26 protein-coding genes are annotated in these 25,720 nt (G+C 67.2%); 15 read left to right on the forward strand and 11 right to left on the reverse strand.

The features are described from left to right. Nucleotides 1–17 precede the first annotated feature (17 nt). From lpxK to adk, 4 genes are all read left to right on the forward strand, one after another. Entirely contained in the window at nt 18–1,043 is a 1,026-nt protein-coding gene (gene lpxK, locus AC1DX2_RS08200) for a tetraacyldisaccharide 4'-kinase (RefSeq protein ID WP_477195845.1), read from the forward strand. Then, complete coding sequence (locus AC1DX2_RS08205; protein WP_477195846.1) at nt 1,024–1,206, forward strand: Trm112 family protein; 183 nt, start codon at nt 1,024–1,026, stop codon at nt 1,204–1,206. Before lpxK ends, AC1DX2_RS08205 begins: the two co-directional genes overlap by 20 nt. Before the next feature lie 9 nt (nt 1,207–1,215). Then, entirely contained in the window at nt 1,216–1,983 is a 768-nt protein-coding gene (kdsB, locus tag AC1DX2_RS08210) for a 3-deoxy-manno-octulosonate cytidylyltransferase (protein WP_477195847.1), read from the forward strand. A 133-nt stretch (nt 1,984–2,116) separates the two neighbouring features. Further along, entirely contained in the window at nt 2,117–2,773 is a 657-nt protein-coding gene (gene adk / locus AC1DX2_RS08215; RefSeq protein ID WP_477195848.1) for an adenylate kinase, read from the forward strand. 49 nt (nt 2,774–2,822) lie between these two features. Here the strand turns inward: adk and AC1DX2_RS08220 are convergent, their stop codons facing one another. After that, nucleotides 2,823–3,785 carry an asparaginase gene (locus AC1DX2_RS08220; RefSeq protein ID WP_477195849.1) on the reverse strand — a complete coding sequence of 321 codons (963 nt, stop codon included), beginning with the start codon at nt 3,783–3,785 and terminating at the stop codon, nt 2,823–2,825. A 98-nt stretch (nt 3,786–3,883) separates the two neighbouring features. Between AC1DX2_RS08220 and lexA the strand changes: the two genes are divergently transcribed. The 4 genes from lexA to AC1DX2_RS08240 all read left to right on the forward strand — a co-directional run bounded on the left by lexA (nt 3,884) and on the right by AC1DX2_RS08240 (nt 7,275). Further along, nucleotides 3,884–4,561 carry a transcriptional repressor LexA gene (gene lexA, locus AC1DX2_RS08225; RefSeq protein WP_477195850.1) on the forward strand — a complete coding sequence of 226 codons (678 nt, stop codon included), beginning with the start codon at nt 3,884–3,886 and terminating at the stop codon, nt 4,559–4,561. 8 nt (nt 4,562–4,569) lie between these two features. Then, nucleotides 4,570–4,950: a hypothetical protein gene (locus AC1DX2_RS08230; protein WP_477195851.1), complete on the forward strand. Its 381-nt coding sequence runs from the start codon at nt 4,570–4,572 to the stop codon at nt 4,948–4,950. Nucleotides 4,951–5,072: 122 nt separating this feature from the next. Then, the gene (locus tag AC1DX2_RS08235; RefSeq protein ID WP_477195852.1) at nt 5,073–6,080 is read left to right on the forward strand and encodes a D-2-hydroxyacid dehydrogenase family protein; all 1,008 of its coding nucleotides are present in this window, start codon (nt 5,073–5,075) and stop codon (nt 6,078–6,080) included. 10 nt (nt 6,081–6,090) lie between these two features. Continuing rightward, complete coding sequence (locus AC1DX2_RS08240; protein ID WP_477195853.1) at nt 6,091–7,275, forward strand: MFS transporter; 1,185 nt, start codon at nt 6,091–6,093, stop codon at nt 7,273–7,275. A 43-nt stretch (nt 7,276–7,318) separates the two neighbouring features. On the opposite strand, the gene AC1DX2_RS08245 is transcribed toward AC1DX2_RS08240, so the two are convergent. Then, entirely contained in the window at nt 7,319–9,640 is a 2,322-nt protein-coding gene (locus tag AC1DX2_RS08245) for a hypothetical protein (RefSeq protein WP_477195854.1), read from the reverse strand. A 190-nt stretch (nt 9,641–9,830) separates the two neighbouring features. Here AC1DX2_RS08245 and AC1DX2_RS08250 point away from each other — a divergent pair, with 190 nt between their 5' ends. From AC1DX2_RS08250 to AC1DX2_RS08275, 6 genes are all read left to right on the forward strand, one after another. Continuing rightward, nucleotides 9,831–11,351 carry a 3-hydroxyacyl-CoA dehydrogenase gene (locus AC1DX2_RS08250; protein WP_477195855.1) on the forward strand — a complete coding sequence of 507 codons (1,521 nt, stop codon included), beginning with the start codon at nt 9,831–9,833 and terminating at the stop codon, nt 11,349–11,351. After that, nucleotides 11,351–12,139: an oxepin-CoA hydrolase, alternative type gene (locus tag AC1DX2_RS08255; protein WP_477195856.1), complete on the forward strand. Its 789-nt coding sequence runs from the start codon at nt 11,351–11,353 to the stop codon at nt 12,137–12,139. Before AC1DX2_RS08250 ends, AC1DX2_RS08255 begins: the two co-directional genes overlap by 1 nt. A gap of 18 nt (nt 12,140–12,157) precedes the next feature. After that, nucleotides 12,158–12,718 (forward strand): hypothetical protein, encoded by a 561-nt coding sequence (locus AC1DX2_RS08260; protein ID WP_477195857.1) that lies wholly within the window; start codon nt 12,158–12,160, stop codon nt 12,716–12,718. A 413-nt stretch (nt 12,719–13,131) separates the two neighbouring features. Further along, a complete protein-coding gene (locus AC1DX2_RS08265) occupies nt 13,132–13,851 on the forward strand; it encodes a Crp/Fnr family transcriptional regulator (protein ID WP_477195858.1) in 720 nt (239 codons plus the stop codon). A gap of 31 nt (nt 13,852–13,882) precedes the next feature. Further along, nucleotides 13,883–14,971, forward strand: a complete 1,089-nt coding sequence (locus AC1DX2_RS08270) for a phosphotransferase (RefSeq protein ID WP_477195859.1) — start codon at nt 13,883–13,885, stop codon at nt 14,969–14,971. A gap of 103 nt (nt 14,972–15,074) precedes the next feature. Further along, nucleotides 15,075–16,349: an acyl-CoA dehydrogenase family protein gene (locus tag AC1DX2_RS08275; protein WP_477195860.1), complete on the forward strand. Its 1,275-nt coding sequence runs from the start codon at nt 15,075–15,077 to the stop codon at nt 16,347–16,349. 279 nt (nt 16,350–16,628) lie between these two features. Here the strand turns inward: AC1DX2_RS08275 and AC1DX2_RS08280 are convergent, their stop codons facing one another. Next, nucleotides 16,629–17,090 (reverse strand): cupin domain-containing protein, encoded by a 462-nt coding sequence (locus AC1DX2_RS08280; protein ID WP_477195861.1) that lies wholly within the window; start codon nt 17,088–17,090, stop codon nt 16,629–16,631. A gap of 167 nt (nt 17,091–17,257) precedes the next feature. Between AC1DX2_RS08280 and AC1DX2_RS08285 the strand changes: the two genes are divergently transcribed. Beyond that, on the forward strand, nt 17,258–17,962 hold the full coding sequence (locus AC1DX2_RS08285; RefSeq protein WP_477195862.1) for a glutathione binding-like protein: 705 nt from the start codon (nt 17,258–17,260) through the stop codon (nt 17,960–17,962). Between the two features lie 34 nt (nt 17,963–17,996). Here the strand turns inward: AC1DX2_RS08285 and AC1DX2_RS08290 are convergent, their stop codons facing one another. The 8 genes from AC1DX2_RS08290 to AC1DX2_RS08325 all read right to left on the reverse strand — a co-directional run bounded on the left by AC1DX2_RS08290 (nt 17,997) and on the right by AC1DX2_RS08325 (nt 25,537). Beyond that, entirely contained in the window at nt 17,997–19,253 is a 1,257-nt protein-coding gene (locus AC1DX2_RS08290) for a tetratricopeptide repeat protein (protein ID WP_477195863.1), read from the reverse strand. After that, a complete protein-coding gene (locus AC1DX2_RS08295; protein WP_477195864.1) occupies nt 19,250–20,206 on the reverse strand; it encodes an ExeA family protein in 957 nt (318 codons plus the stop codon). Before AC1DX2_RS08295 ends, AC1DX2_RS08290 begins: the two co-directional genes overlap by 4 nt. A 7-nt stretch (nt 20,207–20,213) precedes the next feature. After that, nucleotides 20,214–21,977 (reverse strand): secretin N-terminal domain-containing protein, encoded by a 1,764-nt coding sequence (locus AC1DX2_RS08300; protein WP_477195865.1) that lies wholly within the window; start codon nt 21,975–21,977, stop codon nt 20,214–20,216. Nucleotides 21,978–22,110: 133 nt separating this feature from the next. Beyond that, nucleotides 22,111–22,539, reverse strand: a complete 429-nt coding sequence (locus AC1DX2_RS08305; protein ID WP_477195866.1) for a hypothetical protein — start codon at nt 22,537–22,539, stop codon at nt 22,111–22,113. Next, nucleotides 22,536–23,195 (reverse strand): hypothetical protein, encoded by a 660-nt coding sequence (locus AC1DX2_RS08310; protein ID WP_477195867.1) that lies wholly within the window; start codon nt 23,193–23,195, stop codon nt 22,536–22,538. The genes AC1DX2_RS08305 and AC1DX2_RS08310 overlap by 4 nt, the downstream gene beginning before the upstream one ends. Then, entirely contained in the window at nt 23,192–23,896 is a 705-nt protein-coding gene (locus AC1DX2_RS08315) for a PilN domain-containing protein (protein ID WP_477195868.1), read from the reverse strand. Before AC1DX2_RS08315 ends, AC1DX2_RS08310 begins: the two co-directional genes overlap by 4 nt. A gap of 12 nt (nt 23,897–23,908) precedes the next feature. Beyond that, entirely contained in the window at nt 23,909–24,949 is a 1,041-nt protein-coding gene (locus tag AC1DX2_RS08320; RefSeq protein WP_477195869.1) for a hypothetical protein, read from the reverse strand. 153 nt (nt 24,950–25,102) lie between these two features. Next, the gene (locus AC1DX2_RS08325) at nt 25,103–25,537 is read right to left on the reverse strand and encodes a type II secretion system protein (RefSeq protein WP_477195870.1); all 435 of its coding nucleotides are present in this window, start codon (nt 25,535–25,537) and stop codon (nt 25,103–25,105) included. Between the last annotated feature and the right edge of the window lie 183 nt (nt 25,538–25,720).

A 25,720-nucleotide genomic window follows, 5' to 3' on the forward strand; every position in this document is an offset into this window, starting at 1 on the left:
TCCTCGCTCTTCTCGGCATGTCTTCCAGCGTGCAACAGGCCCTGCAACAGGCCTGGCAATCGGGCGGCCCGCTGGCCCGGCTGCTGTGGCCCCTGTCCCTGCTGTACCGTGCCCTGGTGGCCTTGCGCCGCGGCCTGTACCGGCTGGGGCTGCTGCGCGCCACCCGCGTGCGGGTGCCGGTGGTGGTGGTGGGCAACGTGGTGGCCGGTGGCTCGGGCAAGACCCCCCTGGTCATCGCCCTGGTGCAGCACCTGCTGGCGCAGGGCCGACACCCCGGCGTGGTGTCGCGCGGCTACGGCCGCCATACCAGCGACTGCCGCGAGGTGCTGGCGAACTCGGATGTGCAACAGGTCGGCGATGAGCCGGCGCTGATCCAGCGCGCCACGGGTGCACCGGTGTTTGTGGCGCCCTACCGGGCCGATGCCGCACTGGCGCTGCTGGCACGCCATCCGCGGGTGAACGTGCTGGTCTGCGACGACGGCCTGCAGCACATGGCGCTGCAGCGCGACATCGAAATTTGCGCGTTCGACAATCGGGGGGTCGGCAACGGCTGGCTGCTGCCGGCAGGCCCGCTACGTGAACCTTGGCCACGCCCCGTGGACCTGGTGCTGCATACCGGCAGTCAACCCGCCTTTACCGGCTACACCGCGCAGCGCCGCTTGGCCGGCCATGCGGTGCAGGCCGATGGCAACCGCTTGCCGCTGGCCGCCCTGGCCGCGCAGGGCCCGCTGCTGGCCGTGGCCGCGATCGCCCAGCCCCAGGCGTTCTTCGCCATGCTGCGTGCCCAAGGCCTGGTGCTGGCGCACACACAAGCCCTGCCCGACCACTTCGACTTCGCCGAATGGCAGCCGCCGCAAGACCAGCCCTACACGCTGCTGTGCACCGAGAAGGACGCGGTCAAACTGTGGACCAACCAGCCGCGTGCCTGGGCGGTGCCGCTGGCCTTCGCGCCGGAGCCCGCTTTCTGGCAAGCGCTGGATGCGCGGTTGAGCCCGCTGTTGGGCACAAAGTTATCATCCCCGCATGGACACACGACTTCTTGAACTGCTGGTCTGCCCGGTGACCAAAGGGCCACTGGAATACGACCGCGAAAAGCAGGAGCTGGTCTCGCGCAGCGCGCGGCTGGCTTACCCGGTGCTCGACGGCATCCCCGTCATGCTGGAGAGCGAGGCGCGCACGCTGACCGACGAAGAACTGGGTCTCTGAGGCAGTGGCATGGCGTTCACAGTCCTGATCCCGGCGCGGCTGGCCTCCACCCGCCTGCCCCACAAACCGCTGGCCGACATTGCAGGCAGGCCCATGGTGGTGCGGGTGGCGCAACGCGTGATGGGCCTGGTGCACAGCGGCCAGGCCAGCCGCGTGGTGGTGGCGGCCGACAGCCCGCTGATCGTGCAGGCCTGCGCCGAGCACGGCGTGCAGGCGCTGCTGACGCGCGACGACCACCCCAGTGGCAGCGACCGCCTGGCCGAAGCCTGCGCGCTGCTGAAGCTGGCCGACAACGACACCGTAGTCAATGTGCAGGGTGACGAGCCGCTGATGGACCCGGCCCTGGTCAGCGCTGTGGCGCAACTGCTGCAGGACCGCCCCCAGGCCAGCATGAGCACCGCCGCCCACGCCATCAACAGCCTGGCCGATTTCACCAACCCGAATGTAGTGAAAGTGGTGCTGGATGCCCAACAGCTGGCGCTGTATTTCAGCCGTGCGCCCATTGCCTGGTGGCGCGATGGCTTTGCGCAAGGCATCAGCGCCCTGCCCGAGCCGGCGCCGCTGCGTCACATCGGCATCTATGGCTACCGGGTCGGCTTCCTGCGCCAGTTCCCGCGACTGGCGCCGGCGCCGGTGGAGCAACTGGAAGCACTGGAGCAATTGCGTGCGCTGTGGCATGGCCACCGCATCGCGGTGCACATCGCGGCCCAGGCGCCCGGGCCGGGCGTGGACACGCCAGAAGATTTGGAACGGGTACGTAACTTGTTCCTGTCATGAGCGCGCCAACCCCGTAAGCGAAGCGGGGCTTTCGCATGCTATTCTCCAGGGGAATTCTCCACATTCACCGACGTGGTGCGCACCGCACAGGGCAGCGCCACGCGGCAGAGACCGATAGAAAACGAGGGCACCCATGAGACTGATTCTGTTAGGCGCGCCGGGCGCGGGCAAAGGCACGCAGGCCACCTTCATCTGCCAGAAATTCGGGATTCCCCAGATCTCCACCGGCGACATGCTGCGCGCCGCCGTCAAGGCCGGCACGCCGCTTGGCCTGCAGGCCAAGGCGGTGATGGATGCCGGCGCCCTGGTCAGCGACGACCTGATCATCAACCTGGTGAAGGAGCGCATCGCCCAACCGGATTGCGCCAAGGGTTTCCTGTTCGACGGATTTCCGCGCACCATCCCGCAAGCCGACGCCATGAAGTCGGCCGGCGTCAAGATCGACCACGTGCTGGAGATCGACGTGCCGTTTGAGGCCATCATCGAACGCATGAGCGGGCGCCGCTCACACCCGGCCTCGGGCCGCACCTACCACGTCAAGTTCAACCCGCCCAAGGTGGAAGGCAAGGACGATGTCACCGGTGAGCCGCTGATACAGCGCGACGACGACAAGGAAGAAACCGTGAAGAAGCGCCTGGACGTCTACAGCGCCCAGACCCGCCCGCTGGTGGACTACTACGCCAACTGGGCCAAGAACGACGCCACCAACGCGCCTCAATACCGCGCCATCAGCGGCATGGGCAGCGTGGACGAGATCACCAGCAGGGTGTTTGCCGCTCTGGCCTCCTGAGGCCGCGCGGTAGCCGTTGAAACGCCGCTGAACGCCGGCCGGCGGCCGCTCAGCGCGCCAAATCAAGCATCAAGGCGATGCGCGCCTTGACGCTCGACAAACCCTCGGAGTCGGCAAACACATCCTGCGGCGTGGCCAATACGCGGCCCAGCGGGCAGCGGCTGGCGCGCACCACGCGCACCCCGGCCGCCTGCGCACGCAACAGCGCCGCCTGCAGGCCAGCATGCAGAGTGCCGTTGCCCGTGCCCGCGACCACCAGACCGGCCAGCGCAGGCTCCTGCCGCAGCGGGCTCAGGTGTTGGGCCAGCAGCGCGTCCACAACGCCGCCGCTGCCACCCACGTGGTTCAGCACGATCTCCACCCGCGGCCATAGCGCAGGCACAGCGGACTGGGCTGGCAGCCAGGCCGTGGCCGGCGGCGCCGGGCGCAGCCAGCGCACCGCCCCCTCCTCCACATAACCCAGCGGCCCGGCGTCGCCGGAACTGAAGGCGTCCAGCCGGTAGGTATGGATCTTCTGCACGTCCAACGCGCTGTGCACCACGCCGGCACACACGACCGAGACGCCGCGGGCGCTGGCGTCGGCCGCCACGGTCAGCGCATCCAGCAGGTTCTGCGGGCCATCGGGCATCACGGCGGTGGCCGGGCGCATCGCGCAGGTCAGCACCACCGGTTTGGCGGGCGCCAACAAGCGGTGCAGAAAATAGGCTGTCTCTTCCAGCGTGTCGGTGCCATGGGTAATGAGCACGCCATCAACCTCGGCGCGCGCCAGGTGCAAGCGCACGCGCTCGGCCAATTGCTGCCAGATGGCAAAGCCCATGTCCTTGCTGTCCACCTGGGCCACCTGCTCGGCCTGCACCGCCACGCTTTGCGCCAGCGGCAGGCCGGCCAGCAACTGCTGCACGCCCAGTTGCGCCGCTGTGTAGCCCACGCCATCGGCGGCGCTGTCGGCACGGCCGGCAATGGTGCCGCCGGTGCCCAGCAACACCAGCTTTTTCTGGTTTTTTTGTTCCATCACTTGCAATTCGCCAAAAACTGGTTAAAAATACATCTACTGGATATTGAAACAGTTACCGCACCCTCAGTGCACCCAGTTCGCCCCAAGGAGTCGCCATGCTTGAGAGCCCCAAACTCACCGCCCGCCAGCAGCAGATTCTGGACCTGATACAGCAGGCCGTCGCGCAAACCGGCGCGCCACCCACGCGGGCCGAAATCGCCCGCGAACTGGGCTTCAAGTCGGCCAACGCGGCAGAAGAACATCTGCAGGCCTTGGCCCGCAAGGGCGTCATCGAACTGGTCAGCGGCACCTCGCGCGGCATCCGCCTGCGCAGCGAAACACTGCGCTCCATCAATGAGTCGCGCATCCAACAATTCTCGAACGGCCTGCAAAACATCGTGCAACAACTGGCCCTGCCCCTGGTGGGCCGCGTGGCTGCGGGCTCGCCCATTCTCGCGCAGGAACATGTGGACCAGACGTACTACGTGGAAAACAGCCTGTTCCAGCGCAAGCCCGACTACCTGCTGCGCGTGCGCGGCATGTCCATGCGCGACGCCGGCATCATGGACGGCGACCTGCTGGCCGTGCAGGCCACCAAAGACGCCAAGAACGGCCAGATCGTCGTCGCCCGGCTGGGCGAGGAAGTCACCGTCAAGCGTTTCCGCCGCAACAAGGACGTGATCGAGTTGCACCCGGAAAACCCGGACTACCAGACCATCGTCGTCGAGCCCGGCGAAGCCTTCGAGATCGAGGGCCTGGCCGTGGGCCTGATTCGCAACACCATGCTGATGTGAGCCCTGCCATGAACATCGCCTTCTTCGCCGTCCCCGACCTGTTGGCACCGCTGCAACTGTGGGTGCGCCGGCTGATGCACACCGGCGGCAGCAGCAGTGGCATGCGTCCGCGCCAGCCGGCCCGCGCAGCCATGCTGCCGGCCACCCAGGCCGCCGGCTTGCCACCCATGGCCCGGCGCCCGGCGCGGCTGACAGCGCTGGCCCAGCCTGCTGCCCGGGTGCAGCGGCCGCTGCACTCTGTGGACGCGCAGCGGCCGCTGCGCGTGGTGCATGTGATGGAGCGCGGTGCCAGCCGCGCCAGTGCAGGCCGCATGGTGATCTCCGGTCGCATGGCCGATGTCTGCGCCGAGCTGGACCGCCTGGCCGCCCGTGAAGCCACGCTGCACTGAAGCCACCCTGCATTGAAGTGACGCTGTCGCGCGTGGTCAGCAGCAACCTGTTGTTGCAACAAATACGCGCATAAATTGCCCGGCCACTGCGGCCACTGCAACAGCCAAGGCACAATGGCAGCATGAACATTGTGATTCTTGACGACTACCAGGATGTGGTGCGCAAGCTGGAATGCGCCACCAAGCTGGATGCCTTCCCCGCCAAGGTCTACACCAACACCGTCAAAGGCCTGGGCCAGCTGGCGGTGCGGCTGAAAGACGCTGACGTCATCGTGCTGATACGCGAGCGCACCCACCTGACCCGCCAGCTGATCGAGAAGCTGCCCAAGCTCAAGCTGGTGGTGCAGACCGGCAAGGTCGGCAGCCATATTGATGTGGCCGCCTGCACCGAGCGCGGCATCGCCGTGGCCGAAGGCGCGGGCTCGCCGGTGGCGCCGGCAGAGCTGACCTGGGCGCTGATCATGGCCGCCGTGCGTCGCCTGCCGCAGTACATCGGCAACCTGAAGCATGGCGCCTGGCAGCAGTCGGGCCTGAAATCGGCCTCCATGCCCGTGAATTTCGGTCTCGGCACCGTGCTGCGGGGTCACACGCTGGGCATCTGGGGCTACGGCAAGATAGGCCAGTTGCTGGCCGGCTACGGCAAGGCTTTCGGCATGCACATCATGGTCTGGGGGCGCGAGCCCTCGCGTGAGCGTGCCGTGCTGGACGGCCACCAGGCCGCCGCCAGCCGCGAGGAATTCTTCGCCCAATGCGACGTGCTGACGCTGCACCTGCGGCTCAACGACGAGACGCGTGGCATCGTCACGCTGGAAGACCTGGGCCGCATGAAACCCACCGCGCTGCTGGTCAACACCTCGCGCGCTGAGTTGATCGAGCCCGAGGCGCTGATCAGCGCGCTCAACCGTGGCCGTCCCGGCATGGCCGCGGTGGATGTGTTCGAGACCGAGCCCATCCTGCAAGGCCACGCGCTGTTGCGGCTGGAAAACTGCATCTGCACGCCGCACATCGGCTATGTGGAGCAAGACAGCTACGAGCTGTATTTCGGCACCGCATTTGACAGCGTGGTGGCATTCATCAAAGGCACGCCCACCAACATCGTCAACCCCGGCGCGCTGCAGGTGCGCCGCTGATACTCGTCCGATGAGCGCCTCCACCGAAGCGCGGAGCGGCCAGCCCCTGCCCGCCGCCATCTGGGCCTTTCTGTTTGGCAATTTCGTCATCGGCAGCGGGGTGATGGTGGTGCCCGGCACGCTCAACGACATCAGCACCTCGCTGGCGGTGTCGGTGCCGGTGGCCGGGCAATTGATTTCGGTCGCCGCGCTGGTGATGTGCCTGGGTGCGCCGCTGCTGGCCAGCGTGGTGGCCGGCTGGGACCGGCGCCGTCTGCTGGCGCTGACCATGGCCTGGTACGGCGTGCTGCACCTGCTCAGCGCCTTGATGCCTGCCTTCGGGCCGCTGATGGTGGTGCGCGTGTTCGCGGTGCTGGCGCCAGCCATCTTCACGCCGCAAGCGGCCTCGTGCGTCAGCCAGCTGGTGCCGCCAGAGCAGCGCGGCCGCGCCATCACACTGGTGTTTCTGGGCTGGTCGGTGGCCTCGGTGCTGGGCATGCCACTGGGCTCGTGGATAGGCGGCACCTGGGGCTGGCAAAGCGCCTTCGTCACCATCGGTGTGCTGGCATTGGTCAGCGCGATGTGGGTCTGGCGCGCGACGCCCGACGGCGTGCGCCCGCCGGCGTTTTCCGCCGCCGCCTGGGGCCAGACGCTGCGCTCGCGCGCGCTGATGCTGTGCGTGGCCGTCACGGCGCTGTATTCGGCCGGCCAGTTCGTGCTGTTTTCCTACTTCGCGCCCTACTACAAGCAGATGCTGAACATCACCCCCACCCAGCTGAGCCTGATGTTCGCCTGGTTCGGCGCTTTCGGCTTCCTGGGCAATTTCTGGGTCACGCAGCGCATCGACAAGCTGGGCGCGCCACGCACCGTGTTCATCGCCGTGTGTTCCATGGCGCTGAGCCTGGCCCTGTGGCCCCTGGGCAGCAGCCTGGTGCTGGCGGCCATCGTGGTGGTGCCCTGGGCGCTGGGTTGCTTTTCGTCCAATTCGGCGCAGCAGGCCCGGCTGTTCGCAATCTCGCCGGCGCTGGCTTCCGGCTCCATCGCGCTGAATTCTTCGGCCATGTACGCCGGCCAGGCGCTGGGCGCCGGCACCGGCGGCTGGCTGATTGCGCACGGGCAGATGGCCAACCTGCACTGGGCCGGGCTGGCCAGCCTGCTGCTGGCGCTGGGTGTCAGCATGCTGGCCACACGGGCACAGCGCGAAGAGTCCACCTGAGCACCCAGCCGGCTGATCACCGGCAGCGTGTCAGGCGTTGGGCTCAGGAACTGGACTTGGGCTTCGGCGGCGCTGGCGGGTCTTCCGGCAGCTCGAAGTCCATCAGGCTGGGGATGTCGTCATCATCCTTGCCGTCGGGTATCGCGGGCATGTCCAGCGCCGGCATGGGCTTGGACACACCGCCACTGGCCGACAGAGGTACAGGTGACGTGAAGGACGGTGCGTAGATGGTGCCCAGCTCGGTCTCCGACAGGTCCACATCCACTTTCGACTCCGACTCCGGGCCGGTGTCCAGCTTGGGCAAGTCATCGCCCTCCAGGGGCTCCAGCGTCAAATCCAGCGGCACGTCCAGGACGGCGGGCAGCGGTGCGGCCGGCGGGGACGCAGGTGGCTGAGCGGCTGGCGTGGCGCGAAAGGCAACGGTCGCATCGTACGACTTGGCTTCTTCAAAATGGCTGGGCGTGAGCTGCAGGATCTCCGAGGGCCGCAACGGGGCCGGCGCCGACACCGGCGCGTCGCCGTACTGGCCGTCGGAAATGCCCTTGGCGATGGCGAACAGCAGCAACAGGTCGCGGAAGGCGTACAGGTCAAAGGCCTGGTCGCGGTCGTCCCAGGGGTCACGGAAGATGCAGGTCTCTATCACTTCCAGCACCTTGACCGACGGCCACAACGCCACGATGTGGGCAAACACGCTGGGGTAGGACTCTATGCCCCGGCCCTCTTCCTTGAAGGCGGCGAACTCGGGCACGCGGCCGTTGAACTGCTTGTTGAACTCCTCGCGCAGCTGGCGGTAATCGGTCTTCAGGTTGCGGCTGTGGAAGATGGCAAACAGCTCCAGGTACATCAGCGGACCGCAGTCGCCCTTGGCGATGCGCTTTTCCAGCACCTGGATGGCCTGGTCGGTCTGGCCCAGCGAGATGAAGAACTCGGCCTGCTGGCGCACGTCCATCAACTCCTCGGAGTCCACCAGACGGCGCGGCGTGCCATCGGGCGCGGGCGCGCTGTGCTGTACCTCGGGCTTCTTGTAGTTGCCCGCGGCCTTCATCATCTTGTCGAACATGGAGTCGTCCATGTCCACCAGATTCACATCCACCTCATCCATGGACTCGGACTGCAGCAGCGATGGCGCCAGGCCTGGCTTGGCCGGCACCGGTGCCGGTGCTGGCTCCTGCGCAGGCACAGAGTGCTGGGCTGCCGTGTCAGGCGCCGGCGCAAGTGCCTGGCGTGCGGACTGCTCGGCGGATGGCGCAGGCGCCTGCGCGCCGCGCCACCAGTCGGAGCGCTCGGACGGGTCTTCGACCGGGGCGCGCTTGCTGCGGCTCCACATCAGGGCAATGGCGGCCAGGCAGGCCAGCACCAGAGCGGCCAACACGTAGATCCAGATCGCCGAGAAGCGCTCAGTTTCGGCCTTTTCCAACCGCGCGCGCAGCTCGGCCAGGTTGGTTTCGTTCTTGGTGGCCAGCGCCAGCAACGCCTTGACGTCGCCCTCCAGGCTCTTCACGCGGGCGGCATCTTCCGACACCGCCGCTGAAGCCGGGATGGCCGGTGCGGTGGCCTCCAGTGTGGCCACGCGCTCGGCCAGCGACTCCAGCGGATCCAGCCGCAGGCGCGCCTGACCCGGCGCGGCCGCCGGCTTGGCCTTGTCGGCCACCGGCGCTGCAGCGGGTGCGCTGGCTGCTGGTTTGGCAGCGGATGCGGCCGGCTTGGGTTCAGGCGCCTTCACCGGGGCTGGGGCGGGGGCTGGTGCCGGCGCAGCCGCCACTGCGGGAGCCGGCACCGGCTCGGTGCGCGCCACCTTGGGTGCAACCGGCTTCTTGGGCCGGGGTGCCGGTGCGGGCGCCGACGAGGGCGCAGCCCTCAGAATGGCGGTGGGCCGGGCAGCAGACTGGGCCTCCACCGGCGCGCCATTGAGCCTGTCCACAGCCACCGGGGCCGGCGCAGGGGCGGCTGTGGGCGCAGGCACCACCAGCGGCACCACAGGCGCGGCCACCTCGCTGGGCAGGTCAGCCAGCATCACGTAACGGCGGGTGACGGGCGAGGTGCAGCCGACACGCAGGTAGACAGTGACGATGGGCTCGTCCACCACCGATTGGGACAGCACCCGCACCTGGGCGGCGCCGCCTTCGCCGCCTTGCACCGTCACCTTGACGCGGCTGGCGTCCTGTTTGGTGTCGGCATGGAACACATCGGCATCGAAGCACAGGTTGGCAACCTGCTCGTCAGGGCCTTCCAGCTGCACGGCAACCGTCACATCCAGCGGCCGCCCGATCAAGGCCGCGCCGCGAACCCGCCCCAGGGTCAATGCCGAGCTGTCCAGAGCGGCACAAAGCAGGACGACCCCGACCGCTGTAGCTTTGAGTTTCAAGGATGACATTCCAAAATTTGAATTTATTCTCGCATGGGGCCTTGAGCACCCAGTGCGCATTGTGACCCATTTGCCGTACAAGTTACGTTGGCGGATACCCCAAAAGCCGCTGCCAGCCCTCAGGTGTTGTACCCATGTCAACAGTCGCGGGGGGCCGGCCGGCGACCGGTGCATGGTCATAATAACGGCCATGAAACCCAGCTTCCAACACACCGCCGTCGTGGGCACCGGCGCCATGGGCCGCGGCATCGCCCAGATCGCCGCCCAGGCCGGCAGCCAGGTGCTGCTGTTTGATACGCAGCCGCAAGCCGCCCAAAAGGCTCAACAGGCCATTTGTTCGCAATGGGACAAACTGGCCGAAAAAGGCCGCCTCAGCGCCGAGCAGGTCGGCCAGTACAAGGAGCGGCTGCAGTGCGCGGACGCGCTGGCCGCTCTGGCCGGCTGCGACCTGGTGGTGGAGGCCATCGTGGAAAACCTGGCCGTCAAGCGCGAGCTGTTCGGCCAGCTGGAAGGCATCGTGGCGGCCGACGCGGTGCTGGCCAGCAACACCTCGTCGCTGTCGGTGACGGCGATTGCGGCCGGGTTGAAGCAGCCGCAGCGCTTTGCCGGCTTCCACTTCTTCAACCCGGTGCCGCTGATGAAGGTGGTGGAAGTGATCGCCGGCCTGAAGACCGGGGCCGACGTGGCGGCGCGCCTGAGCGCCTATGCCGCCGAGATGGGCCACACGGCGGTGCGCGCACAGGACACGCCGGGCTTCATCGTCAACCACGCCGGGCGCGGCTACGGCACCGAGGCGCTGCGCATCGTCGGTGAAGGCGTGGCCGATTTCGCCACCGTGGACCGCATCCTGCGTGACCAGGCCGGCTTCAAGCTGGGCCCGTTCGAGCTGATGGATTTGACCGCGCTGGATGTTTCGCACCCGGTGATGGAATCCATCTACCACCAGTATTTCGAGGAGCCGCGTTACCGCCCCAGCGTCATCACCGCGCAGCGCCTGGCCGGCGGCGTGCTGGGCCGCAAGACGAATGAGGGCTTCTACCCCTATGTGGACAACCAGGCCCAGGTGCCGCCTGAGCCACCGGTGCCTCAAGTGGCCGACATGCCGCCGGTCTGGCTGTCGCCGCGCGCCGCGCGACGTGCCGAACTGCTGCAATTGCTGAAAAACCTGGGCGCCAAGATAGAGACCGGCCAGTCGCCATCCCCTCAGGCACTGACGCTGGTGGCCCCACTGGGCTTTGACATCACCACCGTGGCGGTGGTGGAACGGCTGGACCCGGCCCGCACCGTCGGCATCGACATGCTGGTGGACGACGCCGCCACCAAGCGCCGCGTGCTGGCCACCAACCCCGCCACCCGCACCGACATGCGCAACGCCGCCCACGCACTGTTCGCGCGCGACGGCAAGGCGGTCAGCGTGATCCGCGACAGCGGCGGCTTCGTCACCCAGCGGGTGGTGGCAGCCATCGTCAACATCGCGTCTGACATCTGCCAGCAAGGCATTTGCAGCCCCAAAGACCTGGAACTGGCCGTCACCCTTGGCCTGGGCTACCCGTTGGGCCCGCTGGCCATGGGCAACCTGTATGGCCCCACCAATGTGCTGGAAGTGCTGTTCAACATGCAGACCGTCTACGGTGACCCGCGCTACCGCCCCAGCCCCTGGCTGCGCCGGCGCGGCGCCATTGGCCTGAGCCTGCTGCACGAGGAGGAGTGATGGCCACCGCCGCGCCGCAACTGTTGAGCCGCCGCGAAGGCGCCACCCTGGTGCTGACCATCAGCAACCCGGAAATGCGCAACGCGTTGGGTCCAGAAATCTACGCCCAGGGCCAGGCCGCGCTGCGCGAGGCCAAGCTGGACCATGGCGTACGCAGCGTCGTCATCACCGGCGAAGGCGCCAGCTTCTGCGCCGGCGGCAACCTGCAACGCCTGCAGGCCAACCGCCAGTTGTCGCCCGACGTGCAGGCGCAAAGCATTGACCTGCTGCACGGCTTCATCCACACGCTGCGCGACTACCCCAAGCCGGTCATCGCCGCCGTGGAAGGCGCGGCAGCCGGTGCCGGCTTCTCGCTGGCGCTGGCCTGCGACTTCATCGTCGCCGCCGACAACGCGGTATTCGTCATGGCCTACAGCAGCGTCGCCCTGTCCCCCGACGGCGGCGGTAGCTGGAGCCTGGCCCAGGCACTGCCGCGCCAGCTGGTCAACCAGTTGCTGATGTGCGGCGAACGCATAGGCGCCGAGCGGCTGCACACGCTGGGGGTGGTCAATAAGGTCACCCCCGCCGGCCAGGCGCTGGCCCAGGCGCTGGAGCTGGCCCAGCAGCTCAATGAGCGCGCGCCCAACGCGCTGTGCAGCGTCAAGCAACTGGTCAGCCACGCGGTGGACGCGCGCATGCAGGATCACCTGGACCTGGAGCGCGGGCACTTTGTGCGCAATTTGCACCATGCCAATGGCGGCGAGGGGATTGCGGCGTTTCTGGAAAAGCGCAAGCCGAGCTACGAATAGTCCTTTTGCGCAAAAGCCATGAAGCGACTCTTCGCATCAGCCCATTTGGCAATCGCCTTGCTGTTGAGCGCTACTGTTGGCAACGCTTACGGCGACAACCAGCCAGGGAAGCCAAAGCTTGTCTATCAAAGAGCGTCCGATCAAGCCATTGCCGGTGTTTGGGAGATTATTTTCAGTGGCGGCAGCTACTATCGATACAGGTACGTGGCCGTCACTCCAGATGGCCAGATTGGGTGGTTCTCATCCAATACCGCGCCGGTCAACGCAACAGCAGCTTCAATCATGGACGCCATTACCCGAAAAGATGCGCCAGGCGGCCTCACAACGCCATGGCGGAGCTACTCTTTTTCCGCAGGTATTCTGGCAATAGCGACTGACAAGAAAAATGCGCAAGAAGAATATTCCGTGGATGTGGTCACGGTTGCAGAAAAGGGCAATCGATTTTTTTTACATGAAGCAATGGTGGGCGACTTGAAGCTTCAGAACATTTATCGCATTCCGCCAAACTGGCCTGCTTCAGCAGGGGCGCCTCATATCCAGGCTCCGCCGCCACTGCACTTGCGTTTGGTGAAAGAGTAGTCCGTCAAAAACTTTCAAGGCAAGCCCCGGATATTTGGCGGCTGGACGGCGCGGACCGTCGTCGAGCATGGATCAGGCGGCGATCCACCGGCTGTTGCGCATCGGGCAAAACAAAGACTCGCAGGCGTACCGGGTGGCTGTAGCCGGGTTGCCGCAGGCATTCGACGCATGCTACAGAGTCACGCGCCCAAGCCACGGCGGTCACGCCGGCCAGCATGGCGCACCACAAACATCATCTGCGCGAGGTCCGGAGGCAGTCCGGCTACGGACGCCCGGTGCGCTCGCCAGCCGCGTACGTTGGGCGCCAGCTTAGTCTGCCAGGGCTTCGACAGGCTTCGCCCTGCCGGAGGCGGGATGACACGCACGCGACAACCCCGGTGACAAGCCCCCGTCTCGGCGGCGACAATGGATGCATGGACGATCCCATCCTGACCATTGAAGAGCGCGAAGCCATCAACTCGGGCCGCTGGTTCTCCACGCTGTCGCCTTCGTTGCGCCACGACATCCTGCGCTGCGCCTACGTCAAGCGCTACCGCGACGGCGAACTGCTGGCCGCGCGCGGCGACCCGGCCGACGAATGGATCGCCTGCGCCAAGGGCGCGGTGCGCGTCAGCTCCACCTCCATTTCGGGCAAGCAGATCACGCTGACCTATGTGGAGCCGGGCATCTGGTTCGGCGACGTCTCCATCTTCGACGGTGACCGCCGCACCCACGACTCCTACGCCCACGGCGACACCACCGCGCTGTGCGTGGCGCGGGCCGACTTCAAGAAAATCCTGGCCAACCACGTGGAGCTGTATGACGCGCTGTTGCGCCTGCACGCGCGGCGCATCCGCCAGCTGTACGGCCTGGTGGAGGACTTGAACACCCTGCCCTTGCGCGCCCGGCTGGCCAAGCAGCTGCTGCACCTGGTGCGCAGCTACGGCGTGCCGTCGCTGAGCGATGGCGGCGAAATCCGCATCGGCCTGCACCTGGCGCAGGAGGAACTGGCCCAGTTGCTGGGCGCCTCGCGCCAGCGCGTCAACCAGGAGCTGAAGTCCATGGAGCGCGAGGACGCCATCCGCATCGAGCCCGGCGGCCTGGTGGTGCGCAGCCGCGACGCATTGATGCGCATCATCGAATCCGACAACTGACGACAACAACTACTGCGAGACACCCCACCCCATGAGCGATTTCGACCATTTCGTCGGCACCCGCGCCGTCTCCGAGCAGCATGCGATTGATGTGGGTGCCTTGAGCGCCTGGCTGGAAAAGAACCTGGAAGGCTTCCAAGGCCCGCTGACGCTGGAGATGTTCAAGGGTGGCCAGTCCAACCCCACCTACAAGCTGATCACGCCCACGCAAAGCTATGTGATGCGCGCCAAGCCCGGCCCGGTGGCCAAGCTGCTGCCCTCGGCCCACGCGGTGGAACGCGAATTCGCGGTGATGAAGGGCCTGCACGGCACCGATGTGCCGGTGCCGAAGATGCACTGCCTGTGCGAGGACGAGTCGGTGATAGGCCGTGCCTTCTACGTGATGGAATTCATGCAGGGCCGGGTGCTGTGGGACCAGTCGCTGCCCGACCTGAGCCGCGAGCAGCGCGGCGCCATTTACGATGAGATGAACCGCGTCATCGCCGCGCTGCACACGGTGAAGTTCGCCGAGCGCGGCCTGGCTGGGTACGGCAAGCCGGGCAGCTATTTCGAGCGCCAGATCGGCCGCTGGAGCAAGCAGTACGTGGCCAGCGAGACCCAGCCCATCCCCGAGATGAACAAGCTGATCGAATGGTTGCCGGCGCACATGCCGGCCAGCGCCAAGGACGAGACCAAGGTCAGCATCGTGCATGGCGACTACCGGCTGGACAACCTGATGTTTCACGCCACCGAGCCGCGCGTCATCGCCGTGCTGGACTGGGAGTTGTCCACGCTGGGCCACCCGCTGGCCGATTTCAGCTACCACTGCATGGCGTGGCACATCCCGCCTGGCTCGTTCCGCGGCATCGGTGGGCTGGACTTTGCCGCTTTGGGCATTCCGGACGAGGCCGAATACATACGCCGCTACTGCGAACGCAGCGGCCTGGCCACACCCGCGGCGCTGGCGGCCGACTGGAAGTTCTACATGGCCTACAACATGTTCCGCATCGCCGCCATCCTGCAAGGCATTGCCAAGCGGGTGGTGGATGGCACCGCCTCCAGCGCGCACGCCAAGAACTCGGCGGCGGGCGTGGTGCCGATGGCCAAGCTGGCGTGGAAGTTTGCGGAACAGGCCAACTGATACCTGCGCGACAGCGGCGGCCCGCAGTTGTCCGCTGCGGGACTGACTGCCCCGCCCTAACCCGCCACACTGCACCCCACACACAGACACACCGGAGAACCTGATGGATTTTGACTACTCCCCCAAGACCAAGGAACTGCAAGCCAAGCTGCTGAAGTTTTTTGACGACTACATCTACCCGGCCGAGAAGGACTACAAGGCCGAGATGGAAGCCAATACGGCCGCTGGCAAACGCTGGACGCCACTGCAAACCATCGAGAAGCTCAAGCCCAAGGCGCAGGCGCAAGGGCTGTGGAACCTGTTCCTGCCGGTGGACAGCGCCGCGGCTTCCGGCTACGAGGGCGCCGGTCTGACCAACCAGGAATACGCACCGCTGGCCGAGATCATGGGCCGGGTGATCTGGTCCAGCGAGGTGTTCAACTGCTCGGCACCCGACACCGGCAACATGGAGACCATCGCCCGTTACGGCTCGGAAGAGATCAAGGCGCGCTGGCTCAAGCCGCTGCTGGACGGCAAGATCCGCTCGGCCTTTGCCATGACCGAGCCGGCCGTGGCCTCCAGTGACGCCACCAACATCGCCACCCGCATCGAGCGCCAGGGCGACGACTACGTGATCAACGGCCGCAAGTGGTGGATATCCGGTGCCGGCGACCCGCGCTGCGCCGTCTACATCACCATGGGCAAGACCGACCCCGAGGCGGCGCGCCATTCGCAGCAGAGCATGGTCATCGTGCCCGCGGACACCAAGGGCATCACGGTGCTGCGCCCGCTGAACGTGCTGGGCTACGACGACGCCCCGCACGGCCACATGGAAATGACGTTTGAGAACGTGCGCGTGCCGGTGGGCAACATCCTGCTGGGCGAAGGCCGCGGTTTCGAGATCGCCCAAGGCCGCCTGGGCCCGGGACGCATCCACCACTGCATGCGCCTGGTCGGCCTGGCCGAGCGCGCACTCGAATTGATGTGCAAGCGCGCCAGCTCGCGCGTGGCCTTCGGCAAGACCATCGCCGCGCAGACGGTGACGCAGGAACGCATCGCCGAAGCGCGCTGCCGCATCGACATGGCCCGCCTACTGACGCTGAAGGCGGCCTGGATGATGGACATTGCCGGCAACAAGTTTGCCAAGAACGAGATCGCCATGATCAAGGTGGTGGCACCCACCATGGCCTGTGACGTGATCGACTGGGCCATGCAGGTGCACGGCGGCGGCGGCATGAGCGACGACTTCCCGCTGGCCCACGGCTACGCATCCGCCCGCACGCTGCGCTTCGCCGACGGCCCGGACGAGGTGCACCGCAATGCCATCGCCAAGCTGGAGCTGGGCAAGTACTCGCCCAACCCGAAGGAAGTGGAGATGCCGATCACGCGCGGGTCCTGAGTTTCCCGCTCCCCTTAGGCAAACATCCGTTCGCCCTGAGCCTGTCGAAGGGCTTGGGGCGAATTTTTTTGCGCCGCGCGTTTGGCGTGCCCGCGTTCGGTGTCCGATATTGGAACGTCACGTCCGCCAACGGCTCCGATGTCGATGGGGCGCGTGGCGGAGCGGAATCAAGGAGGAGGCCCGCAGGGCCGGGGGACATCCGCGTAGCCACGCGCACCATCGGCGTCGGCAGCTGGCAAACCATCACCCGGCAGTTGCCGGCTCCCAATGAGCCAAGCCTCAGTTCACAAACTGCACGTCATCCCGCGCCTGCGGCGGCAGCTTGATGGCGATGGCCTTCACCGGTCCGCTGGTGACGATGGTGCCGCCATGCGCCGTGCCCTTGGGGATGACGATCAGCGTGCCGGCCTTGAACTCCTTGCGCTCGCCACCCAGCCACATGGCGCCGCTGCCCTCGATGATGTACTGGATCTCATCGGTCTTCGGGTGGATGTGCTTGGCCACGTTGCCAGACTGGATGCCCACGGTGCCACTGTCAGTGACCACCAGGGCCTTGGCGTTCATCTCAGGGTTGGGCGTGGTGGGCAGCTCGGCGTGCTTCATCGCTGCCAGGTCGATCATGGCTGGCATCAGCGGTGCGGCCTGGGCGTTGGCCTGGGGCACCAGATGGTGGGCCAGTGGCGAGAAGGCGATGCCGGCGGCGAAGGCGGCGGCAATGGCGAGAGGTGTGGCAAAGCGCATGGTGAGGTCTCCTGTTGTGGTGATGGCTGGTGGGAACGCCGCGCCAGTATGCACAGATAGCCAAATGCCCGCAATTGCGCAATTCCCCTGGCCAGCAAGAAACCGGCCGCTGCGCTACATTGCCCCGGCACATCCGGCGTTCAACCACCTAGCCAAGGGCCACTCTCATGATCGACGTCTATTCCTGGGCCACGCCCAACGGCCACAAGGTCCACATCATGCTGGAGGAATGCGGCTACCAGCTGGGCCGCGACTGGCAGGCGCATGCCGTCAACATCGGCGCGGGTGATCAGTTCAAGCCGGAGTTTCTGAAGATCAGCCCCAACAACAAGATTCCCGCGCTGGTGGACCCCGATGGGCCGGACGGCAAGCCGATCTCGCTGTTCGAGTCCGGCGCCATCCTGGTCTACCTGGCGGCCAAGGCCGGCAAGTTCATGCCGGCCACGGACCGCGGCAAGTACGAGGTGCTGCAGTGGCTGATGTTCCAGATGGGCGGTGTAGGGCCCATGCTGGGCCAGAACCACCACTTCCGCCTGTATGCGCCGGAGAAGCTGCCGTACGCCATCGACCGCTACACCAACGAGGCCAAGCGCCTGTATGGTGTGATCGACAAGCAGTTGTCGCAGCACGCCTGGCTGGCCGGCGATGCGTACACCATCGCCGACATGGCCACGTTCCCATGGTTGCGCAACTGGAAGAACCAGGGGGTAGAACTGGACGACTACCCGCACCTGAAGAAGTGGTTCGACCTCATCGCCGCCCGGCCGGCGGTGCAGCGCGGCGTGCAGGTGCTGGCGGCGCAACGGCAACAGCTGACCGATGACAAGTCGCGCGACATCCTGTTTGGCAAGACGCAGTACGCGCGCCGCTGATGAATATCGCCCCCACGTCCGGCACTGGACTTCGTCAACGCAGCGGCACGCCCATCTGACGCAGGTAGTTCAGCACCTCGGGGCTGACCACGCCAGCGGCGCGTGCCTTGTCGGCCCACTCGGCAGCGGCAGTGGTCTGGCCCTGCGCTGCCAGTGACACGGCGGCGCCCAGCATCCACCGCGGCTCGCCGGGGCGCAGTTTCAGCGCGGCCAGATAGGCGGCGGCTGATTCAGGGTGCCGTCCCAGGCGCTGCGCGGCGTTGCCGCGCAAGGCCCAGATGTCGGCCTGCTCCGCCAGTACCGGCTCCAGCCTGGTGAGCAGCGCCATCACCTGCGCGGTGTGGCCTTCGGCCAGCTCCATGCGGCACAGCTCGCGCACCAGCATCACAAAGCTGGCCAGGCCGCCGGGCTGGGCGGCCAGATTGCTGCGTTCGGCAGCGGCCACCGCCTCGCGCAAGGTCTCCTGGGCCTGCTCACGTGAGCCGGCATTCCACAGGCCTTGAGCCTGCGCCAAGGTCTCCATGGCGGCGGCCTGTGCCGAGCGTGCAGCAGGTGCTGCGGCCACCAGTGCTGCGGATTCTGGCTTGGTAGGGGCGGGCCTGGCAGTGGCAGCCATTGGGGAGGCAGGTTTGGCAGGGGTTGCCGCCGAAGCGGGTTTCGCCGAAGCACTGGAGGTGGGTACTGCAGGTGCAGCCGCCACAGCGGCGCTGGCCTTGGGCGACGCCGGCACGGCCACGGGCTCAGGCATGGGCGGCACAGGTATGGCGGGCACAGCCCCAGCTGTAGGCCGGGACGCCACGGCGGCAGGCACGGCAGCCGCAACCACGGGCGCCGACGCCGTTGGCACCGGCTGCGGGGTGATTTGTGCTGCTGAGGCAGCGGGCTGCACAATCAGCGGCGCGCTGGCCGTCGCGACAGCCGACACCGCAGCGGTCGGAGCTGAAGCCGAGACCGTGGCTGCGGTGGCCGCTGATGAGGCGGCAGGCAGCGCGGGTGCCGATGCAGCAGCGGCTATGGGCAGGGCCACCGGCGCGACCCCCTGCGGGGGCAGGACTGGCACCGCACGCCACAAAAACCACCACGCCGCAGCAGCAGCGCCTATAGCCAACAACAGCGCCACGAGCAACAGCCCCACCAGGCTGCGGGGCCTGCCGCCGGCGCGACCTTGCCCGTCAGCCGGGTCCACACTGAAGGTGCCACGCGTCATGCCGGTGACCGAGCCGGGCACGGCCACCGTGCCTTGCGCCTGGCGACTGTCCAGGTCGCGCAGCATCTTGTTGATGACGCTCACGACAGGCTTTCCGTCGAGTCCCGGCGGGCGTGCATGGCCGCCTGCAAGTGCGCGTCCAGCGCCAGCGGCGCCTGGGCGGGCCGGCGCGAGAACAGGCGGCGCAGCCGCACCCAGCCGCTCTCTGGCCGCTTCACGCCCGGCGTGTCAGCTGCGGCCAGGCGCACGTGGCGCGCGCTGACGCGGTGCTCGTTCTCGCCAAAGGCCAGCATCAGGCACTTGTGCGCCAACACGTTGACCAGCCGGGGCACGCCGGCGCTGTAGCGCGCCAGCAGCACTGCGGCGGCCGGCTCAAACACTTTCACGTCGGTGGACGCGTTCAGCGCCGCCGTGGCCAGCCGGTATTCCAGGTAACTGGGCACGCGGCGCGCCGCCATCGGCCCCAGGTGCTCGCTGAAGGTGATGCGCTGCAGCAGCTGGCGTATCTCGGGGCGCGACAGCTTTTCGTCCAGCTCGGGCTGACCCAGCAACACCAGCTGCAACAGCTTGCGCTTCTCGGTCTCCAGGTTGGACAACAGGCGCAGGCTTTCCACCGTGCGCAGCGGCACCGCCTGGGCCTCGTCAATGCACACCACCACGCGGCGGCCGCTGTGGGCGTGCTTCAGCAGGCAATCACGCAGGGCATTGAGCACCTGATGGCGGCTGGCGTTTTCGGGCACTGACACGTCCAACTCGCCGGCCAGTGCCAGCAGCAGGTCGTCCGGCCCCATGTCGGGGTTGGGAATGTAGGCCGTCACGAATTCGCCATGCAGGATGCGCAGCAACTGGCGGCACAGCACGGTCTTGCCGCAACCCACTTCGCCGACGATCTTGATGAAGCCTTCGCCGCTGCGCAACGCCACCAGCAGCGTGTTCAGCGCCGCCTGGGCGCCTTCATGCGGGTAGAAGAAAGCCGTGTCCGGGGTGATGGAAAACGGCGCCTCGCGCAGGGAAAAATGCCGCAGGTACATGGACATGGCGTGCTCACTGGGCTGGGGCAGCCTTGGGCTTGGCCGGCTCTGCCGTGCCGTCCAACCGTATCACCCGGCTGCGGGCAACGTCCATGTCGTCCAGCGCGCTGCGCGCGCGCCGGGTCTGCTGCTCCCAGTCGGCGGCGTTGCGGATGATGGTGGGCTTGATCAAGACCACCAGCTCTTTTTTGCGGCCACTGTTGGCGCGGTTGCCGAACAGCGCACCCCAGGCACCGGCGTCGGTGCTGCCCGGCAGGCCCGAGCCGGCGCGGCTGGAGACGGCCTGCATCAGCCCGCCGATGGCGACGATGTTGCCGTCCTGGATGCGCACCATGGTGTCGGACTCGTTGACCGAGCTGGAGGCCAGCGGCAGCTTGTAGTTGCCCAGCGTGCCCAGGTCGATCTGCTTGGATTTCTCGGTCACCGTGGTCACCGCCGGGTGCACATGCAGCGTGATGGTGTTGCCGCTGTCGATCTGCGGTGTCACGTCCAGCGCGATGCCGGAGAAGAACGATGACAGCGTCAGCGTCGGCATCGTGGTGGTGCTGCCGCTGCTGCCGGTGGTGCCGGTGGCGGTGCTGCCGGAGCTGACGCCGGTGACGAAGTAATCGTCCGAGCCGACCTTGAACACCGCCTTCTGGTTGTTCAGCGTGGCGATGCGCGGGCTGGAGAGGATCTGCACGTCGCCGCGCGTCTCCAGGAAGCCCAGCACCGCCTGGAAACCATCGGTGGCGAAGGCCAGCCCGAACAGCCCACCGCCTGCCGCCGGCAGCGACACGCTGTCGGCCACCAGCGGCGGCGTGGTGGGGTTCAGGCCGGGCAGGCCGGCTGTCACGCCGCTGGCCAGCACATTGCTGCCGCTGCCGCCAACGATGCCGATGGCGCCGGTGGACTTGGTGGTGTTGCGCAGCGCCGACCAATCGATGCCGCTCTGGAAGCCGTCGCGCAGCTCCACCTCGACGATCTTGGCCTCCAGCATCACCTGGCGCTCCACCGACAGGCGGGCGGCGGCGAGGAATTTCTCCACCTGGCGCAACTCGTCGGGCATGGCGCGCACCTGCAGGATGCCGGCCAGCGGGCTGACCACCACGCTGCGCCCGGCACCGTTGCCCAGGGTGGCCTTGATGGCTTCGGTCAGTTCGGCCCAGAAATCGGTGCGCGCGGTGGTGGAGACACGGCTGCTCTCGGTCTGCTGGCCGGCGCCGCCGCTGGGGCCACCGCCACCCGACGGTGCCGGCGCGCTGGCACTGGTGCTGGAGCCGCCGGAACCGCCCGGATTGCCGGCGCCCAGCGTCACCCGCAGGTCGCTGCTGCCCACGCGCAGCGCGTGCAGATAGTCGACCTGGAAGATGCGCGTCTGCAGCGACGGTGCGTACACGGTGATGCGCCGGCCATCGATCTTGAAATCGTAGCCGTAGACGTCGCGTATCGCCTCCAGCGCCTCCTGCACGGTGACGCCGCGCAGCGTCACCGAGATGGTGCCGCCCACATCGGGGTGCATCAGCATGCTGTAGCGGGTGTCGGCGACGATGGCCAGGAACACCTCGCGCGCGGCGGCGTTGTTCACCAGCAGGTCCAGCCGTGGCTCGGGTGGCGGCGCCACGGCCGGCACAGCCGGTTCGGCCAGCGCATCGCTGATGCGTGCGGGCACGCTGGCGGCGGCTGTGGGCCGCGGGGTCGCGGCCAGTTCGGCGCGTATGGTGTCTTCGACCGCGGGCGTGCGCAGTGGCCGGTCGGCACAGCCGGTCAGCCCCAACAACACGGCCGTCAGGCCCATGCTTGCCGCCAGCCGCAATCTGAAGGCAGCCTGCGGCCGCGGAGGAAAGCCCGCCCCTGCTGGCACTGCCATGGCGGGGCGCGGTCGTGGGGCGGTCATGTACACGTCATTGTCAGTCATAAGCATGGGGCCATCAAGGTTTCGTGTTGCTGCAGGCAACATCGGGCCCCCCTTTGTTGGCGGCACGCGTCTTGGGTGCGCTGCTCGCGCAGGCGGGCACGGCAGGCACCGTGCGCCGCTGTATGCCTTCGAACGGACGCAGCACCGTGGTCTGCCCGTTCTCGCGCAGGGTCACCTCGGTCTCGGTGATGCGCATGATCTTGGCCTTGCCCACCATCTGGCCCTGGGCATACAGCCGGGTGTCCACCACCAGGTAGGGCTTGCCGTCGCGCACGATCAGCGTCATGCTGCGCCCGCTGGCGGCGCCGCCATTGGCGCCACCGGCCTCGGGCTGCGATGCGGCGGCCGGCGGCTGGGTGGGGTCGCGCTGCTGCGCCGCCAGCGGCCAGGCCGGCAACAGCAGGGCCAGCGCCAGGCAGGCGTGGCAGGCGTGGCGCCTCATGACTTCACCCCCACCAACGACACCTGCAAGGTCAACTGCGGCTTGCCGGCGTCGGTCTTCAGCGACATGGCGCCCCAACGCAAGCCTGGCAGCGCGCGCTCCAGCGTCTCCACATAGCGCATCAGGTCCTGGTAGGAGCCGCTCACCGTCAACTCCATGCCGGTGCGCACCAGCGTGGGCAGCGGCGCGGCGGCACCCGAAGCCGGCCTCGCAGCGGGTGCGGCGGGCGCTGCCGCCGGGGTGTCGAAATTCAGCGTGCCGGCGCGCACCAGCGTCAGGCCGTCGTAGCGCTTGAGGAACTGCACCAGCACCTTGTGCAGGCTCTCGGTGGAGTCCGACATGGGCACCTGCGCCATCTGCGCCCTCACCTGGGCCAACTGGTCTTGCACAGCGGCCAGTTCTGCGCGGGCGGTCTGGTTGGAGTCGCCCGTGGGGCTCAGCATGCTGCTGCGCAGCAGGTCGCGCAGCGTCTGCAGTTCGGCCTCCTGCTGGCGCACCGTGGCGGCCACCTGCTTTTGCCGCACCTGGGCTGGCGCCAGCCACAGGGTGTCGGCCAGGGCCAGGAAAATCAGGATGCACGAGACGAACAGGAAAGCCCGCTCGCGCAGGCTGAGTGCATCGATACGGCCGGCTTGCAGCTTCCACCATGCCTTCATGGCCGGGCTCCCGAAGCGGCCGGCGCAGGCACCGGCGCCAGTGCGCTGACCAGCGTGTATTCCCAGGCCGGGCGTTGCAACGGCGCGCTGGCGGTTGCCAGCGCGGCCGGCGCCGGCGTGGGCCCGGCGGCGCCGGCACCCATCTGCTCCAGCCGGGCACGCTCCACCTTCACCGCCGACAGCGCCTGGCCCTTGAGCAGGGGCGCGCTGGCGAGCGCGGCCACCCAGGCGTTCAGCGCATCGGGCTCCAGCGTGAAGCCACGCACCTCCAGCCTGGCGTCGTCGGCCAGCAGCGCGGTGACCCACACCTGCGCCGGTATGCTCTGCGCCACCAGCCGCAGCCGCGCGGCATGGCCGTGGCCGGCGCTGGCCAGGCCCTTGGTCAGCTCACCCAACAGGCCCTGTCGGGCCGCCAATTCGTCCCGGCGGTATTGCAGCTCCTGCTTCAGCGCGGCGGCGGCAGGAGCCGCGGCGTCCTGGCGCGCCTTGATGGCGGCTTGCAGGCTGTCGCGCTCGCGCGCGTAATTCGCCAGCGTGACCGTCATGGCATTGGCCGACGCATTGAGTGACCACACCCAGAAGGCGCACAGCGCGCCGCCCAGCAGCAGGAACACCGCCAGCGATACCGCCATGGTGTCGGCAGAGAAATATTTCTTCTGCGCCAGCAGGATGGGGGTGCGAAGGTTGATTTGCTGGGCCATGGCATCAACCGCTCAGAGCTTGCGCGTCTCGCTGCGCAGCAGGGCACCCAGCAAGGGGAAGCAGGCCGCCTGCTCCTCCTCGCTGCCCTTGTCAAAGCCGGGGAACAGCGCACTCGCGTCCAGCGCCGTCACGCCCAGGCCCAGTTCACGGCTCAGCCACTGGGCCATCTCGCCGGAACGGGCGCCGGCGCGCACGGCCAGGCCATCCAATGGCAGGTTGGGCCAGGTGCGGTCCCACACGTCCAGCGAACGCTGCAGCTCGACAATGAAGCGCTGCGTGATGTCGTCCTCGACCGGTGCCGCCGCCGGTGCCGGCGCGGCGGCGTAGCTGGGCACGTACTCGGGCACGTCGGCAAACGGGTCGTCGGACTGCCCGGGGCCAGAGTCCACCACGCCCCAGCGCGCTTCCATGAAGCCGGGGCTGAGGTCGATGCGCCGGCTGTAGAACAACTCTTCCTTGGCCGAGATGGTCAGCAGCGCCTGCTTGTCGTTGGCGACGAACAGCACGGCACCGGCGCGCTCCAGCTTGCCGGCGCGTTGCGCCAGCGCGGTCTGCAGGTTGCGCTGGGCCGTGTCCTGGATGTCGATGACCTGCAAGTCCCAGTGAAGTGCGTCGCCCATCTCCAGCACCGAGCGCACCACGGCGTTGTTGGAAGCCACCACGAACAGCTGGTTGTTGGCGCGCACCTCCTCGTCGCCGACACGCATCACGTCCAGCGTCAGGTCGTCCATGTGCACGTCCACCATGTCGCGGATCTGGAAGCGCGCGGCTGAGCGCAGTTCTTCCGGGGCGACTTGCGGCGCGGGAATCTGCAGCACCTGGTACTGCTCGGGGCGCAGCATGGCGCGCACGGCGTGCCCGCGCAAGCCCTTGGAGGCCAGCCGACGGGCGAAATCCGCATTGCTGTCATTGCCCTGCTGCTCCACGCCCATGCGCTTGACATGGAACGAGCCGTTGCCGTCAGGCGTGGCCTGCACGAAAGCAAACGTCTGCGCGGACCAAGAAACAATGAGGGGTTCTGTGGACTTCAGGCGTTGCCAAGGCCAACGCATGTCAGTTTCCGCAGGCTGCCGGGCGAACCGGAAGCAAGCACAGCCCGCCCCCCATGGCTTGCCAAAGACGGCTACCCGCTCGCGGCCGGCAACAGCCAGCCTTGCGGGCGCATGAAGAGGCGAGAGCTTTCATCAGGTGACGACACTCCCCGCTCAGGGGAGGACCGCACCGATGATCGTGAAGGTGGCGGTTCCAGCAGAAGGACATCCGGTTCCGCTGCCGTAATTCAAGGTGCAGGACTGGGTGGCACCATTGGTGGCGACCGTGGCGTCCGAGGACAAGAACGGTTGCGAGCAACTTTGTCCCGTGGTCAGCGTGATGGCGGGCTGCAACAAGGCGCCAACGTCGGAACACTTGGCGACCTTGACGCACTTGCCGGTGGTCGCAACCTGGCTGGTGACGGAGCAGCCGCCGTAGTTGATGGCCGATGCCGAAGACAAGCCCCCAGCTACGCCCTGCAACGCGGCAGCTTGCGCATCACTCTTCAGATCCACAAACTTGGGCAGCGCCACGGCAGCCAGCACGCCCAGGATCACGATCACCATCACCAACTCAATCAACGTGAAACCACTTTGCTGCTGTTTCATTTGTTCACCTTTGTGTCTTGTCATAGCCGATTGAACATTGCCCAAAAGCATGGCAGGCCGTCACCCAACGATCCAACGAAAACGCGGCCTTCTGCGCATTCTAAGCATCCCGGCCAGTTTGCACATGAGCTTTAGCGTGCAAGTACGTGATAATGTTCACAAAAAAACAACTAACTTGACTTT

The organism is Hylemonella sp. P2_B10, from assembly GCF_056404875.1.